The organism is Methanocalculus alkaliphilus (assembly GCF_024170505.1).
Lineage (GTDB): Archaea > Halobacteriota > Methanomicrobia > Methanomicrobiales > Methanocorpusculaceae > Methanocalculus > Methanocalculus alkaliphilus.
The window spans coordinates 1-18123 of sequence record NZ_JALJYG010000009.1; the positions used below are offsets into that span (position 1 = coordinate 1).

An 18123-nucleotide genomic window follows, 5' to 3' on the forward strand; every position below is an offset into this window, starting at 1 on the left:
CGTGTCAGTTACTTGATACTGCTTTGACACGCATTATTTTATGCTTTACTAATATATTGATCTTTTGGCTCAACTAAAATTGTGCGTAAGTCCTATCCTGATATGGCGGCCCCACCAGGATGACGAGCGGATATCCAAGGGATTCTATCGTATGAATGGTCTTCTGGAGGTTTTCATCGTCTCCCGCCCGGAATGCCCATGATCCCTGCCTGAGGAATATAACATCCGGATCAAGCGAGGCAAGGGTTTCATAGTTCATCCCGGTGCCCGTTCCCACGAGGACAGGAAGATCGGCGAGATGCGGTATGAGATACCTGACCGGATTCATACCATTTGTATATTCATATGATTCACCAGTGATTGAATCAAAAGAATAGGTATAATCCTTAATCCATTCGCCGCCAATCCCGACGACCTTCTCATGCTCACCGAACCGGTACATGACACCTTCGACAAATCCGTCGTCGATACAGACAACCCGTTCTATGGTCGAGGGGATCTCCACCGTCCGACCACGCATGTCAGTGATAATCCTGGTATCTGCGGAGTCAGAACCTTCCAAATCTGCTCCCTGTCCCGTGCATCCGGAGATGAACACTCCAGCGATAAGTAGGGAGGCAACAATAAGAAGATATTGTAAACGCTTCATACCTTATCTTTTGTTCCGTATTATTTATGCATGCCGAATTAACACATAATATCAATATTACAAATTTAAATATCATAAATAAGAGATGAAGTGCTTTTATATAACATATAATAAGCATGTATTGTATTTAACTATTATTTAAGAACAGATTATTAGGATTAATTACGATCTCGTATTCTCTTTTTTGAAAAATTATTGGATCAAATGTTATGAATTTATATCAATGTCATACTAAGCATAGTATGCGTCCGGGGGATTTCCTATCTTATGACAGAATCAAAGAATTTACGACAGTTACTCATCAATCTCGGGTACGATCCTGTTGATGGTTTTAATGAAGGAAGAAAAATCGGCATTCTGATTCTACTTGCAGGTTTGCTCCTTCTTACGGCATGCATTGCAGTTGTCATGGGTGCATACAGCATCACAACAACCGATGTATACCGGGTAATTCTCGTCCATCTCACATTCGGTGATGTCAGCACATTACCAAGGCTTCATAACACTATCGTCTGGGATATTCGTGTACCAAGGATCATTCTCGCGATCTCGGTCGGTGGTGCACTGGCCATTGCTGGTGCGGTATTCCAGGGCGTCTTTCGAAATCCGCTTGTTGAGCCCTATATCCTCGGGGTCTCATCAGGAGCGGCCTTTGGAGCGGCACTTGGGATTGTGTTCCCTCATATCTTCTTCTCGATCCAGATCTCTGCCTTCATCTTCGGGGCACTCGCAGTAACACTTGCCTATATGCTTGCCCGGGTACGGGGTGAGACCCCGATCGTCACCCTGATCCTTGCAGGTGTCATCATAGGTTCAATTTTCGCGGCATTTGTCTCACTTCTCAAATATATCTCTGATGATACGGCACTCAGGGAGATCGTCTTCTGGCTGATGGGAGGGTTCTACTATGCAACGTGGAGTGATGTCTGGCTTCTGACACCGTTTGTCATCATCTGCTTCATTATCCTCTGGGGGCTGGGCTGGAAACTGAACATTCTCTCGATGGGTGATGAGGAGGCTCGGACACTTGGTGTAAACCCTGAGCGCTACAAATTCATCGTTGTTGCCCTGGCAACAGCGGTGACCGCATTTGCGGTATCCCTTGTCGGAATCATCGCATGGGTCGGCCTGATGATGCCCCATGCGGCGAGGATGCTGCTGGGTCCTGATAACCGGTATGTCATACCGGCTGCACTGATGATGGGTGGAACGTACCTGATCATCTGTGATACGCTTGCACGAACACTGACGACGGCCGAGATTCCTGTCGGGATTTTAGCTTCCATCCTTGGTGCTCCGTATCTCTGCTACCTGCTCCGCCATAAGGGGAGAGTTATCTTTGGGTGATGAACCATGCTGGATGTAACAAATATCCATTTTAATTACGATGATTTCCCCGTTCTATCGGGTGTCTCGTTTTCAGTCGGAGAAGGAGAGCTCTGTGGTCTCTTTGGTCCAAACGGATCCGGAAAGACGACACTCTTCAAATGCTGCCTGCGCTTTCTCCAGGCACGAGATGGAACGGTGCGTATGTGCGGCGAGGATACATATACCCGTTCAATCGAGGAGATGGCACGGATGGTTGCCTATGTGCCACAGGAGCACAAGCCACCGTTCCCCTACCTTGTCCGTGAAGTTGTCCTGATGGGCAGGACACCTCATCTTGGAGGTTTCTTCGGGGTGAGGAGGCGTGACAAGGAGATCGCAATGGATGCCCTTGCAGAGCTTGGTATTACCGATCTTGCCGATCGTCCGTATAACCAGCTATCCGGAGGTCAGCGACAGATGGTCCTGATGGCCCGTGCACTCGCACAGCAGACACCGGTACTCTTCCTTGACGAGCCGACAAGTGCTCTTGATTTTCAAAATCAGATGCGTATCTGGAAGATTATGCGGGATATTGCGGAGGATGGGAAGACGATCCTTGCCTGCAGCCATGATCCCAACCATGTCGCCTGGTTCTGCGACCGGGTGGTTGTCGTAGGGGATGGGAAGATCGTGGCTGATGGAGCTCCAGCAGATGTCATCTCGGAAGATATTCTCTCACAGATATACCGTGACACCTGCTGTGTCCGGTCAGTCAATGGAGTGCAGATGGTGATGCCCCAGAGTGTCGCAGAACGATGCTGCTGCACAGGGCACCTGCATCACGGAAATGGGCATGACCATCCCTTCCCACCAGACGGAATGAGAGTCGAAGACCAATCATAGAAACTGTGCACAGGAGACTACAATGGAATATAATGAGATTGACTGGAATCAGATCTGGCAGAAGATGTATCAGGAAAACCTCAAATGCCGTGGAACAAATGATTGTGCCTCGATCTGGGTATCAAAAGAGAAGGCACAATCCTTTATGAAGCAGTCCAGGGAGAACCCGGAGCGGATCAGGCACGTGATCGAAGGCCTCCCGATCCATTCGGGCTCCCGTGTGCTTGATATTGGAGCAGGTCCCGGGACGATGGCGGTGCCGATTGCAAAGGTTGCCGCTCACGTCACCGCTGTTGAGCCATCTCCCGGAATGACCTCGGTCCTTGCGGAGTATGCAGAGGAAGAAGGGGTCTCGAATATTCAGATAGTCCAAAAACGATGGGAGGATATTGATCTCTCATCTGATCTGGATGGACAGTATGATGTCGTCGTGGCATCGTACTCGCTTGGGATGCCGGATATTAAAGAGGCAATTTCCGCGATGTACAGTGCCTCCTCTGGCTGGGTCTGCCTCTACTGGTTTGCCGATACGACAAGCTGGGAGCAGGCGATGATCGACCTCTGGCCGAAGCTTCATGGGAGGGAGTACCGATCCGGGCCAAAAGCGGATGTCATCTTTAATCTCCTCTACTCGATGGGTATCTACCCCAATGTGGAGACTGCGGATATGGATCATGTCAGGAGATTCCCGGATATTGCAGCGGCTGTTGACGAGTTCCGGGATCAGTATGGCATACAGACTCCGGAGCAGGAGGCGATCCTGCGGGAGTATCTGAAAGGAGTCCTTGTTCAGAAGGGGGATGAACTGATCCAGTCAGGGATGACGAAGCGGGTGAAGATCTGGTGGAAGGTGAATGGATGCGTGTGATTGGACCATATGCAGGATGGAGCTGTCTGCTCCTTGTCATCATCCTCCTGGTCCTCTCAGCAGGCTGCACTGACCGGGGAGCGGAGCAGGGGAGTACGACAGTAGCCGGAGAAGATTACCGGACAGTCGTCGATTCCCGTGGCGTTGCGGTGCAGGTCCCGATGACTATCGAGCGTGTTGTCACGGTTTCAGATGGTCTCATAGAAGGGACGATGACATCACTTGGGGTTCAGGATACTATTGTTGGACTGGGCTCATCCTGCCTGCAGAGAAACTTTAATTATGAATTTCCAACAGTTCATGGCGAATCGTACTGGTATCGGGATGGTATGAACCCGGTGACATACCTGAACCGCTGGATGATGGATCTTCCTCTTGCCGCTCAGTCCGGAGCTGGAGCAAATTTTGAAACAATCGCTGCATTAGATCCCGATGTTATTATCCTACGCGTTGGATCATGTCCTATGCGTTCACCGGACGATGAAGGAGTAATAATGACCATCCAGACGATAGAATCTCTTGGGTATCCACTCATTGTTATCTATGGTCCGCCTGCATTTGACAACCCGGATCTCACAAAAGTATCTGAGGAAATAAAAATTATTGGAGAGGTCTTTGGGAAGGAAGCAGAAGCAGAAGTACTTGCAAACTATCTGGAATCTCAGACACATATTGTTTATGATCGGACAAAAAATATTCCCGATGCTGAAAAACCAACTGTTCTTGCCTTTGGAGCGTCTCCAAATGCAAGGAATGCTGGTGGGGCAGGGAATGTAAAAGGAACCAATACCTTTGAGTCATACTTTATTGAGGATATCGTACACGCAAAGAATGCATTCCAAAACCCGGGAAGTCCAACAATCTCTGCCGAACAGTTACTTGCTCTTGATCCGGATGTGATTGTCCTGGGCACAGCAAACGGGTATCACCCACCGGAAGAGTTGTACTCTGCTCCGTATTATCAGAATGTGGCAGAGCTTCAGGCAGTGAAAAACCAGCGTGTGTATGCACTTCCCTGGACACCCTGTAATTGTGCAAAACGTCTTGAGTATCCGATTGATATAATGGTATTTGCAAAAGCGGCATATCCTGATCTATTTGAGGATATCATTCTTTCAGAATGGCTGCTCGACTTCTACAAGAATGTGTATGGCGTGGATCATGATACGGCAATTGCGCTTCGTTCAGCCCAGTGGATGGACTGGTGTGTAGAGGATGGAATATAGTATGCGGACATGGCATGTTGAGCAAAAGCGAAAAATTGGTGGGATTTATGAGAAATAAATTATTACTACCAGGATCGATCATTCTGATCGCTCTCCTCCTCTCCACAGGATGTGTCGGATCAACCGATGGCGACCAGTCACAGCAATCTTCGGGTGCAGAGTATCGTACTGTTGTCGATTCCCGTGGCGTTGCGGTACAGGTCCCGGTGAATATCGAGCGTGTTGTTGGTGTCTCTGATGGTTTCATAGAAGGGACAATGACGGTTTTTGGCGTTCAGGATACAATAGTGGGTGTAGGCTCAAAATGTCTTCAGAGGGGGTATGATTATACCTTTCCAACAGTTTCAGGCGATTCATACGAATATACAGGTGGTATGAACCCGGTTACTAATCTTAACCCATGGATCAAAGACCTCCCTCTTGTTGCAGAATGGGGAGGTGCCATGAATTATGAGACACTCGTCTCCCTCGAACCAGATATCGTTATTCTCCGAGTAGGAAGCGGAAGCCTGTTGAGTAAGGATGATGAGAGAACACAAAAGACCATTGATGTCATCGAGTCCCTTGATGTCCCCTTGATTGTCCTTTATAGTCCAAACTGCTATGATTATTCTGAACTGAGGCGTATTTCCGATGAAATACTAATCCTGGGGAAGGTTTTTGGTAAGGATGCAGAAGCCGTTCAGCTTGCACGCTACCTTGAGTCCCAGGTGGATCTCGTGCAGAAAAGGACAGCTGGAATCCCCGAATCGGAGCGTCCGACAGCACTGATCTTCGGACTTTCCCCCAAGCATCGTTCAGAAGGTGCATCGGGCACAGCTCATGGGCTGAAGACAACTGACTCCTATATGCTCGAAGGAATAGTGAATGCAAAGAATGCATTCCAATCTGAAACCGGTATATTTCAGATATTGAGTACGGAACAGGTTCTGGCTCTTGATCCCGATATCATCCTCCTCTGCACTGCATGGGGGTATCATCCGCCAAAGGAGTTGTACACAGCTCCATACTACCTGAATCTTCAGGAATTAACAGCTGTGAAAAACCAGCGTGTGTATGCACTTCCCTGGACGCCCTGTAATAGCGATAAGCGTCTTGAGTATCCAATCGACGTGATGGTCATGGCAAAAGCGGCATATCCTGAGCTCTTTGAGGACATTGTTCTTTCAGAATGGCTGCTTGACTTCTACAAGAATGTGTATGGCGTGGATCATGATACAGCAATTGCGCTTCGTTCAGCCCAGTGGATGGACTGGTGTGTAGAGGATGGAATATAGTATGCGGACATGGCATGTTGGACAAAAGCGAAAAATTGGTGCGATTTATGAGAAATAAATTATTACTATCAGGATCGATCATTCTGATCGCCCTCCTCCTCTCCACAGGATGTGTCGGATCAACCGATGGCGACCAGTCACAGCAATCTTCGGGTGCAGAGTATCGTACTGTTGTCGATTCCCGTGGCGTTGCGGTACAGGTCCCGGTGAATATCGAGCGTGTCGTTACTGTTTCTGATGGCATGATCGAGGGGACAATGACCTATATCGATAAGCAGGATCTGATCGTCGGGCTTGGATCATCCTGTCTTCAACGGAACTTCAACTATGAATTTCCGACGATCCATGGGGAGACATACTGGTATCGGGATGGTATGAATCCTGTTACATACCTCAACCGCTGGATCATGGATCTCCCGCTCGTTGCCCAGTCGGGATCTGCACTCAACTATGAGTCTCTTGTCTCGCTTGACCCTGATGTTGTGATCATGCGGATCGGTTCCTGCACAGTCAGGCATATTGGTGACGAATCGGTGATAAAGACGATCAGCACGATAGAGTCCCTTGGTATTCCTCTTGTCGTCATCTATGGACCGCCTGCATTTGATGATCCCGATCTCTCAAAGATGTCCGATGAAATAAGAATCATCGGGCAGGTCTTTGGAGAAGAGATGAAGGCTATGGAGATTGCTGATTACCTTGAGGAACAGGTCAGCTTCATTTATGAAAGGACGAAGGATATTCCAATGGAAGAACGGCCGACCGTCCTTGTTCTTGGACTGTCGTCACGGGCACGGGATGCCGGGGGCTCCGGGCAGGTCTTTGGGCTTGACACCATCGAGTCCTACTTCATCGAGGAGATCGCTCATGCAAGGAACGCTTATGCCGAACCAGGATACTTCAGGACGGTCTCTGCAGAGCAGCTTCTGAGTATCAACCCCGATGTAATTATCCTCTGTACAGCCAACGGCTACCACCCGCCGGAAGAGCTGTACTCCGCTCCGTATTACCAAAACCTGCAGGAACTTGATGCAGTGAAGAACAGAAATGTCGTCGCATGGCCGTGGACACCCTGCAACTGTGCAAAACGCCTGGAGTATCCGATTGATGTGATGGTTATCGCAAAAGCGGCATATCCGGAGTTATTTGCGGACATCGAACTCTCAGAATGGCTTCTTGATTTCTACAAGAATGTCTATGGGGTGGATCATCAAACGGCGATTGGACTTCGCTCTACCCAGTGGATGGACTGGACTGTTGAGGAGTGCCCTGGCTGCGGGTGATACTCAGAAACAGTAATATGACTGAATTGAAGGGGAGGGAAGAGGCGTAATCTTTACCCCCTGGTGCCCTTCCATATTTTCCAAAGAGAGTTCAGTATCACAATGAGATCCTTTTTTTCGATTCTGTGTATTATTGTCATTCTCCTCTTCAGTGGAACCACTGTTGTCTCAGGTTTGGAAGAAAACCGGGATCAGCAATCCCTCTCCACTGAGGAAGGTGATGAAAGGATACAAGCGTCCTTTTTTTACAGCCTGACCTGCGCAAACTGCAACCGTGTGCGACCACTAATTGAAGAGCTTGAACAGGTATATCCCTGTATTGACGTGAATTATCGTGAGATCGCCCATAGCAGGACGAACCGTGATTATTTCTTTGCCATCTCTGAAAGCTACCAGATAGAAAATCCGCTGATACCTCTCTTTGTGATCGGGGGAGCGGTGATGGTCGGAGAAGAACAGACGAACTCAGGTCTCCGGAGACTTCTGGAAGCAGCAGAGACTGAACCGGTGACCAAAGGGGATACCGACAGAAGAGGTCTTGTACTCCAGGTTATCAATTCGTTTCACGACGGGACGGCTGTGTGCAGGGGGGATGACCTGCCATCCCCCGCCCCTGAGGCCATTTTCCCTGGTGGCAAACCTTCTCACGCCACACAGGTGACAGTGGCGGCTGTTCTCATCGGAGCAGCAGTTGACAGTATCAATCCCTGTGCATTTGCGGTCCTCTTCGTCCTTCTTGCATATCTCTCCAGTCTCAATGACAGAAGACGGATGCTTCAGGTTGGATTGGTCTACATCGGGACGGTATTTATGGTTTATCTTCTTGCAGGGCTTGCTCTCCTTGGCTTTGTCCATTCCCTTGACATATCGAGTCCTTTTTTCTCGCTTGCCGCAATCATCGTCATACTCGCAGGTCTGATCCAGATTGTCGAGGTTCTCAGGCAGAACCATGCCTTCTCACTTTCGATCCCCGAACAGTTCAAAGAGAGAATCGGAAGCTATATCAGGCGTGCCACGATCCCCTCTGCACTTCTTCTCGGTGCGCTTGTCAGCATCGTTGAACTGCCCTGCACCGGAGGGATATATCTGGCCATACTTGCTCTTCTTGCCGACCGGATGACCATGATGGAAGGGCTGCCATATCTCATTCTGTACAACCTCATCTTCGTGCTCCCCCTTCTGATCGTCCTTGCCATTGTATACCGGGGGTCAGCACCTGGGCAGATGGATACATGGAGACAAAAGTACAATCGCCCTGTCCGGCTCGGCATGGGAGTATGTATGATCGTGATCGGGATGATGATGCTTGCCGGTATTGTGTAGAGCACGGGTATCCGGGGTGCTGGTAGGGGTGATCTGAGGATGAGATGGTTGAGCTTAATGAATACTATGCCGCATCGATAATGAACCCCTATTCCAGAAGCTGTTCGATCAAATCTCCACGTCTAAACGTTGCTGCCAACTGCTGGAGTGAAACTTCCCGTGTTCCGTACAGCTTGTGTAGTGCAGAATCAATAGCTACTATAGCACGTTCAAGATAGTCCTCTCCTCTTTCCCTGATGAGCATCTCAGCTTTATTTAGATGTACATGACCAAGATCTTCAAGGACCAGTTTCATATCCTCAAGAAGGTAGTGTCCCATCTGCATTGCAAGAAAACAGGATGCATATCTTATAAATGGTGGATCATTATCTTTTGGTCTTTTACGACGATTCTCAGTTATTCGATATATGAGGGTTGCAATGATAACCTGAGCTCCGGTCAGATCTTCTGAGAAAATATGGTCATAAAGCTTCCCAAAATGTTCTCGGGAGAAGAATTTTGCCTGATGTGGCTTCTGCCTCCAGACCGATAAAACCGCTTCTGCTGCAACTCCTGAGGTGATATCTACGGGTTTAATCGTTGAATCAGTTCTTTTTCTCCGATATGAATAACCGAGTTGTTCGATATCGACCTCAAGGCGTTTCTGGAGTTCGTCATTTGCCCGGAGATCCTTGAGATCAACAGGATTCTGGCTGTTTGTTGCATAGGTTATCTGCCGAATGAGATGATCATTGTCACGAGGAAGTTGGTAGAGGCGAAGAAGTATATATGCATCTGAGGGTGGCTCGAACATATGGTCTTTGAGTGTTTTGTATATTGTCATACAGGTTTGTCCACCATTGATTATCTGAAGATTTTCAACATTCACCTGATAATCCCCTCGCTGTAAAGCGTTATAATCAAACTTCTCACAAACGAGTGTTATACCATTGTTATAGAAATAGAAATTATTACTTTCCTTAGATAAAAGAGTGTCACGAATCGCTTCATTTACCCGGTTACCTTGCAGTCCAAGATAGCGGCGGATATTTCTGTCGAGTAATCGTTCTCCATGTCTATGCATTAGAGAATATATTCCTTTAATATGTATTCTTCCAATTAAAACACGGCTGAAGTTGAAATCCTCGATTATTGCTGAACCTGTGAGATGAAGGGTGTCATTGATGGGTTTTGTTGATTGAAGAATTGAAACCAGACGATCATGGTTGAGATACTCCCATGTAACTTGATTGTTAAAACCTGCCTGTTTGATCAGAATGTCTGCTGCTTCATTCCAGTGCAGGCCGTTATTGCATAGTACTGCTCTGACCTGAGGTATATATCCATCACGAATCAGAGAGCGAACCTCTTCTACACGGGAGAGAAGACGGGGATTAATTGGCTGAAGTTGGGCTTGTGGATCGAAGAGAACCTGTATGGCACGAATCAATGAGCTAACTCCACTCTCAGGAAATGTTGAGTTCCCATCAAGATTCTTATGTTTATACTTTCCCTGAAAAAGAGTTACTACGAATTCCCCATCGAACTCTTCTGAAATCTGCATGGCATCAACTCCGAAATCCTGTGTGCCTTCAGTGAGACAGTCAAATGCCTCATCAGGGGAAATGTCCAGTAGAGTTTGTACAGAGAGGTGGACAAAGGCAAGGGATTTTAATCGAGTAGGATCGGTGATCGATAATTCATCCTGTGCTCGTTGCGCAATAGATGCAGAAACTGCAGAAAGCCTCTGATCAATAATTGATGCGTTAATATTCATCCTATTCTCTCCGATATACATTGGATGTTACTTATAACCTGTTCTTTTTGTAAAAAATAAGTACATCCATATTCGATGCATTTAGTGGCCTTTCGGAATCATGGGTGTTTAAACTTCAAAAGGTTTTACCTTATTGAAGTTGCCAAATGATTTTTTAGTATTGAAAATAAAATATATTATTTATCAGACCGTTTATTTTACATCCATCTTCCCATCAGATATCTCTGCTGCCCCTGAGCGTATCATAAGCGTCTGCTCTGGATCTCCGGGATGCCTTACCTCTCCGATGACCGGTAATTCGTGATGATCAGCTCGTTGATCGCCCCTCTTCCCGCACCATTTGCATTGATCATCCGTGTTGCAGGCACCCGTTCGATGGTGAAGCCGGAGTAGAGATCATCAAAGAAGCAGTCATCGGGATCGGTGTTTTTGGGATCCGAGTTGGAGAGCATGACTTTTGCTCCCTTCCGGTCAAGCTCCCGGAAGAATTCGGCGAGCCGGATCTGGTCCGCTTCGTCAAACCCGTCCTTTGCATATGAGGTGAAGACGGCGGTCTTCTCGTTGAGGGGGCGGTAGGGGGGATCGAAATAGACAAACGTCTTCTCATCCACGACATCCCGGCAGCCCGTGAAGTCCCCCTGCCTGATGGTCGTCCCCGCAAGGAGTTTTGCGACATTGCGCAGGTTCTCTGCATTCAGGATATCGGGGTTTTTGTACTTTCCAAAGGGAACATTGAACCCGCCACTCCGGTTCACCCGGAAGAGTCCGTTGAAACAGGTCCGGTTCAGGAAGATGATCCAGGCCGCACGGGTGATCCAGTCCGGGTTGTATCCTTCAAACGATATTTCGGAGAGCTGCCTGTTGAAGCTGTCACGGATCTCGTAATAGAAGGCTTTCCTCTCCTCCTCGTCACACTGGTAATACGCCGATTTCAGGTGATCCAGTCTCTCGATCAGCGCCTCTGTATCCTTCTGGATGACGGAATAACAGAGGGTGAGCTCGCAGTTGACGTCAGAGAGATACGACTCTTGTATAGTGTGATGCTCATGCAGGGCAAAGAAGAGCGCCCCTCCCCCGATGAACGGCTCGACATATCTGGTGATCTCCCCGCTGGCAATCCCTGGCGGGAGGCGGGAGATGAGGTCGGGCAGAAGCTGCGTTTTGCCGCCCGCCCATTTGAGGAACGGGTGGGCCTGTCCGGGGGTTCGTTTTGGTCGTGGCATGGTTTGTATTTCCGGGGGAGAGGATCTGGTCTCTTTGGTATCTATGTGTCAGGAGAACAAAAAAAGTCACCAGATTGAGATCCGATTGCCAGCTTCCCGGCTGATTGAATACGGCTTCTGATGGAGGAATGCGCGAGCCTACTGCGGTGAAAGTCGCAAGGTGGGTTCCTGGAAGACGGTGTGGGAGTAATCCCACCTTGTTATTCGACTACAGGCAGAAAGCAGATGGCACAAAAAAAGGAAGGGACCTCTCCCCCTCACTCCCGCCGCCTGTATGCAAAGACAAGAAGGGCGGCAGCAACCAGACCAAACGGAGCATACATGATTGGCGCCGGGGTTGGCTCAGGCACCTCTGCGGATGGCAGTTGTGTCGTCTCAACACCAATCTGCTCACCCTCAATGCCGGGCTCTATCTCAATGCTTTCGGTTCCATTCCGCGGCTCTGTACTCTCCACAGGAACCGGTGTTGGGTCAGGGATAGCGACTACAGCCCCATTCTTCTCAAGCACGATGGCAAAGATCGAAAAACCGGGTGTGGTCGCCCTGTATTGTGCCATATCCCCGTCCATACCGATGAAGACCGTCGGCAGTTGTACCCAGGTGCCATCAACAAAATGCATCAGTGCAACATCGGTCATCTTCATCCCGTTTGCGGTCAGATAGCCGACAGGGATATGGAATGTAATCTCTGCCCCCTCCGGGATATGCTCTTTCGTATTGCGGCTCGGGGTGATCATCAGATACCTGTATACTTCCGGCCCCGGCTGAGGGGTGCCATCCGGAAGGAAGCTGATCTGATAAACGGTGATGAGCGCAGTAGCGAGATCTGCATCGGTCGTAAACGCAATCGATCTGATCGGAAGACCGGAGTATGTCAGGACTGTGCCAACACCTGACAGAACACCTGAGGCAACAGCAGTATTATCATGACCGCCTGAGCCATCAGAGGGTTTTGGTGGAGCCGGAGTCTGCTGGAATGAATACCCGGAGAGTGTTGTGAAGACACGTTCAGGCGTTCCTGCTCCGATCTCCCACCAGATGTGGCCATCTTCAGGAACATTCATCCTGAGCGTCGCGGTCCCGTCTGCCCTGGTGGTTTTGATATCCACACCCCCGTAATCTGAGAATTGATCGACGTCGGATACGATATAGGGATTAACACTGGAATAGGTCAGGTAGACGGGAACACCCGCTTCTCCATCGGTCATTCTGACCCGCACATCTACCGTACCTGCACGTGTGATACGCTCAGGAGGTGGAGTCTCAACAACGAGCGGAGTCGCGCCAATCACCTTGTAGTATGACCACCAGTTCCCCTGACTGTATGCCCCTCGGTAGAAGTAATCCTTCAGACTAACAGTGGTCTGATAGGAGCCATGTGGCAGATCAGCCATATATCCGGATGAGCCGGTGATATGCTCCGAGAGAAGAGTGGCTGATTGTGCCAGATACTCGATTCGGAGACCACTATGACTGTAAATATCCTGCCGTGAAACTTCCAGGATTGCAGGCCATGTTGTCTCTTCCGGCCCAAGAATCGAGACACTGCTCGTCAGGAGTCCTCCCGATTCCTGGTTGGTATACGCACCGCTTAAGATCACACGTTCATACGGGGGATATACAGATGCATAGTCATAGGAGTCTCCCGAAAGCCCGACGATCTGGATTTCATTCTTCTTCCATGCATCCTCAAACCGGATCGAGACCGGGAGCGTCGCATACCCGTACCCATCAGACCCGGTCATCACAACAGCAGACTGATCAGCGGTATACAGGTACACCTGCCCCTGTACCGGCAAACCTGTCAGTGGGTCCTCAAGATAACAGGTGACATGCACCCGTTCTCCGGGGACGATACTCCGCAGCTCTGGTGAGTAACTCCCCTGCCATTCAGCACTGAGAGAGAGGAAGCGGGCTGGTTCGGAGGAGGGAGCGATCCCATGATATAAAAATGGCCAGAGATCGACGACGATGTATGTACCACTCTCACCATACAGGGCAACCCCCATATATGCACCAGCAGGTACCGGCAGATCTACCTTTCCGATACCATTCCTCAGCTCAAAAGGAACAACGGTGATATCCAGGTCCATACTCTCAATCTCAGCACTGAGCTCATGATATTTTGGCATCGTCCGTCTGTTGTCACCACTCATAATCCGGGCCATCTCGTCTGGGAACTTGGTCGAGAGGGACTGGACCTCTGCTTCAGAAATCCAGATAACCAGAAGCTCGCGAACCCCGTCCTGAGCTGGTATGGCATTCAGGAAGGAATATTCTTTCACAAGAAGCGTTGCATTGCCCCCTGAAACTGCTCTTGTTATACCAGGGCTCATCACCCTGATGGTGTGATCAGAGTCATAGAGCTCAAGGCGACCTGCAGAGAGAACCTGGGATTCGTCAGCAACTGGTGATATCTCGATTACGCCCTGGCGTGAGGTGATGGTTGATCCATCGATACCAAGCTGAATCATTCCATTGACCGGAGTGAGAACCTCATTTATATACTCCTCATCATCGTGGCGAATAACAACCCGCAGATCACCAGAATAGGGTTCCATAGTCTCTGGATTGACGATGGTATAGCTGATCGGAATAACCGAATCTGCTACTGCCTCGTATACCTTCTCTGGCGTATCGATCAGGAGGGTCCGAACGGGATCCAATGCTTCAGCAGTTATCCGTCCGGAGACTGAGTTGCCATGGGCATCAGTCACCTGGTACAGATATCCTGAAATATCCGGAACAAACGACGCTGTCGCCATACCTGAGGCATCTGTCAGAACGGTTGTGTTGAGATACTCCACTTCCTCATTCCAGATAACGAAGTGAACCGGTTCCCCGGAAGAGGGCATACCATCCCATGAGATTGCTGTGATGGTATTGGGCTCACCAATCTTCAGGATTTCATACCCAAACCCGGCATGAAGACGTGGGCCTTCATAGACAGGGGGATCAAGCGGAACAACCGCATTCACTGCTGCCCATGCACTCACCCGGCCGTGCCCATACGTCACATCAGGGCCGTCATCACCGAGATCAACGGCTGTCGTCGTCAGGATGGATCGGATCTCATCGGGGGTAAGATCAGGGTTCACCTGAAGCAACAACGCCACAATCCCCGAAACATGTGGACACGCCATGGAGGTCCCCGACAACGTCCTATACAATTCGCCGTCCCGTGTGGAGGCAGAAAGGATATATGATCCTGGTGCAACAACGTCAGGTTTAATCCGCATGCCCTCACCCCAGCCTGAGGGGCCCCGACTGCTGTATTCGGCAATATAATCTGCTGAACGATCTGTCGCGCCAACAGCAATCACTTTTTCAGCAGCCGCCGGACCACCGATTGTCCGAAGGCCAGACGCCCCCTTGTTCCCTGCAGACGCTACAAATGTGGTTCCACCACCAACAACAATCTCATTCGCTACTTGGGAAGGAAGACTGGAACCATTATCAGCATAGAAGATGATCCATTCGACCGATACTGGTCGCTCCTCCTGATTCCGGGTCCACCCATCTTCCGGATCAGCTATCCACCCGAGATCTTCTGAAGCATCATCATAAAAGCCAATCTCCGGGATTGCCATCCAGTCGATATACCATCCCTGCTCCACAACTGAATCATCGGTCTCATATCGGAGCCTGAGATCCAGGAATGCCTGATCTTCGGTGGTACGGTTAATGTACTCCATCAGATCGGCAGAGTAGTTCCCCTCACCAACACCGGTAAATTGGAGTACCTGAACCCACTGATCCTCTTCATCTGACCAGACCTCGACAAAACCATAGTCCCAGTCATCCTCGATCTCATATATGGTGTAGAACTCAAACGTAAGACTGTCCAGGGTATCTATCTGATCGGTCAGGTTGAACCTCTGGTGGAGAGTGTTATTGAGATTATTGCCTCTCCCCGAATGCCAGACCAGATTGCTCTCGTTGACAGGGGTACCGGTAAGATGCAGGGTCCATTCACCGTCTGCTAACGGCTCATCTCCAATGTATTTGAGCGTTACTATGTCAGAAGGCAGGAAGAAAACATTCCCGCCAAAACTGACACCAGGATAGACGGATCCATCCGGTTTTTTCATGGTGATTGTGAGATCTTCATCCGATCGCGTATCTGCCCTTAGCAGAATAAATGAGGGATCGAAACCGTCCCCTTCAATATTTATATGGAAGGGTATGTCCATCTCACCCGTGCTGTTGAGGGAACCAGACCACGTATGAAGGTCATACTCTAGCGATCCGCCGCTGAACGAGATAACATCGGCACCAAGCTGAAGAGCGGTTTCAAATCCTTGAATGACGGTGGACATGTGCGCTGACCCGTACTGATTGAATACCTTGATGCCGATCAGATCTGCCCCCGGCGCAACCCCGGTGAGTGTACCCCCGACACCAGTACCGGCAATCGTCCCGGCACAATGAGTGCCGTGCCCGTTGTCATCATAGGGATCTTCCAGCCCGTTGACGAGATCGGCCCAGCCGACGATCTTCCCGGCAAGATCCGGGTGGTTTGGATCAATACCGGTATCTACAACAGCCACCGTCACCCCGGTACCATTAATCCCATTTGACCAGACTGCTGGCGCTTCGATCCAGGAGACACCCCATGCAATATCCTCTGTAACATGGCCAGAGGGATCTATCGAATCAACCGTACTCGAGAATGGTGTAAAAAACCGCGTCATCCCTTTCATCGTCCCGGGGTCAGGTGCCCGATCAAGTGTGATGATTCTATCCCGTACCACTCGTGCAACATCATCCCGTGCAGCAACCTGCTGCTGTTGTTCCGGGGTAAGAGTCGTTGCCAGTGCATTCACAGACCAGAGTGGGGTCACCTCTTCAGCGCCCATGCTTTTGAGAGAATAAACGAGATCTTCTTCTGATGCGACTGCAAATAGAACGATGTCTGATGCTGCCTTCATTGAAGGGGGCTGCTCCTTCATAATAATAATTACATGCTGCGATTCGGAATCAAGCGGTGCAGCAGCCCCAATTCCCACAATAAGCAAAAGAGAGAGGAGAAGAAAACATATTATAATTCGTATGGACATAGAGATCAGATCCCTATAGTATGATAGTTTTATAAGTATCTATACCTTTCAGTCAGGTTAGCGTTTATCTTGAATAAAGCAATTAAATAGCAATAGAATGGAGAAAAGCTATGAGAGTGACATATTATAGCAATATTAAGAAGAAAATTTTATATAAATTATCAACAATCAATAATCTCTCCTTTTTTGCATTCTATACTAAAATTATTTTACCTTCTATACTAAAATTATTTTACCTTCTATACTAAAATTATTTTACCTTCAGGAATCATTTTCAGTGACAGATGGGGATGATCTTTTTGTAGGATACGAACAATTTCATTTCTCGTGTCAATAATATCTTTCCTGAGATAACCAGGCTCATTGGTTGTAATATATATCATAATACTATAGTGACTGCCATTTTTACTTATGAATATATCCTGAATTATCAGGTCTTTTGGCATAGTTGAATAAATGACATCTTCAAACAATTTGCGTTTATCTTTATCCTGCAAAGTCCCACCAGCCATCTCGATTATTGCCTCCCTGATAATTGAAACAGCCTCGCTAATCAGCAGAGATGAAAGAATCAGTACAAATATTGAATCTGCTAAATACAGAACAAAATCGCCGCCACGTTCTGCTCCTCCCATTATTAAGAATATGGCTATTACAACAACGCCCAGAGACAAAGTTCCGTCAACGAAAGAAGACTTTTGCTCTGTGCGTAAAAGTATACTCATATTGCCAATTGACAGGTTTTGTTTCCTGTAAAAATAAACAAGACCATAACTAAGAACGGTGCAAACCACGGCGTAATAGAGAATTGGCTCAAATATAAGCATAGGAATTTCTTCTTTGCGGCCTGTGAAGAACATGGCAATACGGATGAGAGCAGTCGCCATGGACATTAACAGAATTCCGAGTATCATCAAGCCTTTAATGAAGCTGTAGAGTGATTCGTAGAAAAACTTTCCATGTGGAAATGTTTCAGTTGTATGAGTCTTTACTACTGAAATTTTCAGTGCCACTAATATACCCAGAAATATGATAAAGCTATAATTTCCATCTAAAAAAACTGCCTCAGAATTAGAATAATAGTACGCAATCCATGCAACTGCGGCCATGATGAAGTTGGCTGCTGCCCCAAAAAGCAAAGCATGTTTTTCCTTTTTATCTAATTCAGATATTCTTTGAACTCTTTCTTCTCGCTCTTCTTCTCGTTTTGTTGTAGTAACCATTGTTGTACCTTCAACTATTGCTCA

At 48.4% G+C, this 18123-nt stretch carries 12 protein-coding genes; 7 read left to right on the forward strand and 5 right to left on the reverse strand.

Features of this window, described 5'->3' with window-relative positions; genetic code table 11:
* Positions 1-73: 73 nt before the first annotated feature.
* Complete coding sequence (locus J2T58_RS07280) at positions 74-562, reverse strand: TroA family protein (RefSeq protein ID WP_253488453.1); 489 nt, start codon at positions 560-562, stop codon at positions 74-76.
* A gap of 462 nt (positions 563-1024) precedes the next feature.
* Here J2T58_RS07280 and J2T58_RS07285 point away from each other — a divergent pair, with 462 nt between their 5' ends.
* The 7 genes from J2T58_RS07285 (at position 1025) to J2T58_RS07315 (ending at position 8837) form a co-directional block, all read left to right on the forward strand.
* Positions 1025-1996, forward strand: coding sequence for a FecCD family ABC transporter permease (locus J2T58_RS07285; RefSeq protein WP_253488454.1), 972 nt, complete (start codon positions 1025-1027; stop codon positions 1994-1996).
* Between the two features lie 6 nt (positions 1997-2002).
* Positions 2003-2860 carry an ABC transporter ATP-binding protein gene (locus J2T58_RS07290; protein ID WP_253488455.1) on the forward strand — a complete coding sequence of 286 codons (858 nt, stop codon included), beginning with the start codon at positions 2003-2005 and terminating at the stop codon, positions 2858-2860.
* A gap of 22 nt (positions 2861-2882) precedes the next feature.
* On the forward strand, positions 2883-3728 hold the full coding sequence (locus J2T58_RS07295) for a class I SAM-dependent methyltransferase (RefSeq protein ID WP_253488456.1): 846 nt from the start codon (positions 2883-2885) through the stop codon (positions 3726-3728).
* Positions 3719-4954, forward strand: coding sequence for an ABC transporter substrate-binding protein (locus tag J2T58_RS07300; protein ID WP_253488457.1), 1236 nt, complete (start codon positions 3719-3721; stop codon positions 4952-4954). The genes J2T58_RS07295 and J2T58_RS07300 overlap by 10 nt, the downstream gene beginning before the upstream one ends.
* A complete protein-coding gene (locus J2T58_RS07305; protein ID WP_253488458.1) occupies positions 4921-6231 on the forward strand; it encodes an ABC transporter substrate-binding protein in 1311 nt (436 codons plus the stop codon). Before J2T58_RS07300 ends, J2T58_RS07305 begins: the two co-directional genes overlap by 34 nt.
* A 47-nt stretch (positions 6232-6278) precedes the next feature.
* The gene (locus J2T58_RS07310) at positions 6279-7514 is read left to right on the forward strand and encodes an ABC transporter substrate-binding protein (protein WP_253488459.1); all 1236 of its coding nucleotides are present in this window, start codon (positions 6279-6281) and stop codon (positions 7512-7514) included.
* A 276-nt stretch (positions 7515-7790) separates the two neighbouring features.
* Positions 7791-8837, forward strand: a complete 1047-nt coding sequence (locus tag J2T58_RS07315) for a cytochrome c biogenesis CcdA family protein (protein WP_253488460.1) — start codon at positions 7791-7793, stop codon at positions 8835-8837.
* Positions 8838-8925: 88 nt separating this feature from the next.
* On the opposite strand, the gene J2T58_RS07320 is transcribed toward J2T58_RS07315, so the two are convergent.
* The 4 genes from J2T58_RS07320 to J2T58_RS07335 all read right to left on the reverse strand — a co-directional run bounded on the left by J2T58_RS07320 (position 8926) and on the right by J2T58_RS07335 (position 18099).
* Positions 8926-10593 (reverse strand): AIPR family protein, encoded by a 1668-nt coding sequence (locus tag J2T58_RS07320; RefSeq protein WP_253488461.1) that lies wholly within the window; start codon positions 10591-10593, stop codon positions 8926-8928.
* Positions 10594-10868: 275 nt separating this feature from the next.
* Positions 10869-11816: a DNA adenine methylase gene (locus J2T58_RS07325; RefSeq protein ID WP_253488462.1), complete on the reverse strand. Its 948-nt coding sequence runs from the start codon at positions 11814-11816 to the stop codon at positions 10869-10871.
* A 257-nt stretch (positions 11817-12073) separates the two neighbouring features.
* Positions 12074-16768: a S8 family serine peptidase gene (locus J2T58_RS07330; protein WP_253488463.1), complete on the reverse strand. Its 4695-nt coding sequence runs from the start codon at positions 16766-16768 to the stop codon at positions 12074-12076.
* A gap of 347 nt (positions 16769-17115) precedes the next feature.
* Positions 17116-18099, reverse strand: coding sequence for a cation transporter (locus tag J2T58_RS07335; RefSeq protein ID WP_253488464.1), 984 nt, complete (start codon positions 18097-18099; stop codon positions 17116-17118).
* Between the last annotated feature and the right edge of the window lie 24 nt (positions 18100-18123).

Bases quoted from the DNA above. Each gene is read 5' to 3' on its own strand.
- J2T58_RS07290 (WP_253488455.1), top strand. From the start codon at position 2,003: ATGCTGGATGTAACAAATATCCATTTTAATTACGATGATTTCCCCGTT.
- J2T58_RS07295 (WP_253488456.1), top strand. From the start codon at position 2,883: ATGGAATATAATGAGATTGACTGGAATCAGATCTGGCAGAAGATGTAT.
- J2T58_RS07300 (WP_253488457.1), top strand. From the start codon at position 3,719: ATGCGTGTGATTGGACCATATGCAGGATGGAGCTGTCTGCTCCTTGTC.
- J2T58_RS07310 (WP_253488459.1), top strand. From the start codon at position 6,279: ATGAGAAATAAATTATTACTATCAGGATCGATCATTCTGATCGCCCTC.
- J2T58_RS07320 (WP_253488461.1), bottom strand. From the start codon at position 10,593: ATGAATATTAACGCATCAATTATTGATCAGAGGCTTTCTGCAGTTTCT.
- J2T58_RS07325 (WP_253488462.1), bottom strand. From the start codon at position 11,816: ATGCCACGACCAAAACGAACCCCCGGACAGGCCCACCCGTTCCTCAAA.
- J2T58_RS07330 (WP_253488463.1), bottom strand. From the start codon at position 16,768: ATGAAGGAGCAGCCCCCTTCAATGAAGGCAGCATCAGACATCGTTCTA.
- J2T58_RS07335 (WP_253488464.1), bottom strand. From the start codon at position 18,099: ATGGTTACTACAACAAAACGAGAAGAAGAGCGAGAAGAAAGAGTTCAA.